The organism is Rhodomicrobium udaipurense JA643 (assembly GCF_000636015.1).
GTDB lineage: Bacteria > Pseudomonadota > Alphaproteobacteria > Rhizobiales > Rhodomicrobiaceae > Rhodomicrobium > Rhodomicrobium udaipurense.
This window is the reverse complement of the sequence record NZ_JFZJ01000230.1, coordinates 1-1,703: the sequence shown is the minus strand read 5'-3', so window position 1 is coordinate 1,703 and position 1,703 is coordinate 1. Positions and strand designations below refer to the sequence as shown.

The following is a 1,703-nucleotide window of genomic DNA, read 5'->3' as shown; positions in this document are numbered from 1 at the left end:
AAGAAGCCGAGGGCCTTGGGGCTGTAGCTGACGAGCAGGTTCTTCGTCTGCTGATAGTGGTCGAGCATCATGTGATGGGTCTCGCGGCCGATGCCCGACTGCTTGTAACCGCCGAACGCCGCATGCGCGGGGTAGAGGTGGTAGCAGTTCGTCCACACGCGGCCCGCCTTGATGCCGCGGCCGAAGCGGTAGGCGCGGTTGCCGTCGCGCGTCCACACGCCCGCGCCGAGGCCGTAGACGGTGTCATTGGCGAGGTGCAGCGCGTCCGCCTCGTCCTTGAAGGTGGTCAGCGCGACGACCGGCCCGAAAATTTCCTCCTGGAAGATGCGCATGCTGTTGTTGCCCTCGAACACGGTCGGGCGGACGTAGAAGCCCGTGTCGAGTTCGCCGCCGAGATAGGCCCGCTCACCGCCAATGAGGCACTTGGCGCCTTCCTCAAGCCCGATATTGACGTAGGACAGGATCTTGTGGAGCTGCTCCTGCGAGGCTTGCGCGCCGATCATTGTGTCGGTGTCGAGCGGGTTGCCCTGTTTGATCGCGGCGACGCGGGCTAGCGCGCGATCCACGAAGCGGTCGCGCAGGCTTTCCTGTACGAGCGCGCGGCTGGGGCAGGTGCAGACTTCGCCCTGGTTCAGCGCGAACATCACGAAGCCCTCGATGGCCTTGTCGAAGAATTCGTCATCGGCGGCGGCAACGTCGTCGAAGAAGATGTTCGGGGATTTGCCGCCGAGTTCCAGCGTCACCGGAATGAGGTTCTGCGAGGCGTATTGCATGATGAGGCGGCCGGTGGACGTCTCACCCGTGAACGCGATCTTGGCGATGCGCGGGCTCGACGCGAGCGGCTTGCCCGCTTCGAGGCCGAAGCCGTTGACGATGTTCAGCACGCCCTTCGGCAAGAGGTCGCCGATGATTTCCGCCCATACGAGGATGCCGATGGGGGTCTGCTCGGCGGGCTTCAGCACGACGCAGTTGCCGGCGGCCAGCGCGGGCGCGAGCTTCCACGCGGCCATCAGGATGGGGAAGTTCCACGGGATGATCTGGCCGACGACGCCGAGCGGCTCCTGAAAATGGTAGGCGACGGTGTGTTCGTCGACCTGGCCGAGCGTGCCTTCCTGCGCGCGGATGCACGACGCGAAATAGCGGAAATGATCGATGGCGAGCGGGATGTCGGCGGCGAGCGTCTCGCGGATCGGTTTGCCGTTGTCCACGCTTTCGGCATACGCGAGCTTTTCGAGGTTCTGCTCCATGCGGTCGGCGATGCGGTTCAGGATCAGCGAACGGTCGGCGACGGAGGTGTGGCCCCATCTCTCGGCGGCTGCGTGGGCGGCATCGAGCGCGAGTTCGATGTCTTCGGCCTGCGAGCGGGCGACCTGCGCGAAGGGCTTGCCGGTGATCGGCGTGATGCTTTCGAAATACTGGCCGCCAAGCGGCGCGCGCCATTCGCCGCCGATGAAATTGTCGTAGCGCTCCTTGAAGGTGACGATGGCTCCGGGCGTGCCGGGTGCGGCGTAAATCATGGTGTCCTCCCAATGCGTTTCGCAGAGAGGCCGTCTGGCGGGCCTCATGGCCCCTGATTTAGCACGGGGCGTGCCAGACTACCAAATTGTTGAAATATCAACGTATATTGTGACGTTCGCGCATATGGTGCGCTGTGGCAATTCGTTACACTGTGCCAAAACGGGACAGCGCATGGAGGACAGGAC

Annotated in this window: 1 protein-coding gene; it reads right to left on the bottom strand. The window is 63.9% G+C overall.

Features of this window, described 5'->3' with window-relative positions:
- On the bottom strand, positions 1-1,517 hold a 1,517-nt coding region (gene adh / locus T281_RS17065; protein WP_037242492.1), incomplete at its 3' end, for an aldehyde dehydrogenase.
- Between the last annotated feature and the right edge of the window lie 186 nt (positions 1,518-1,703).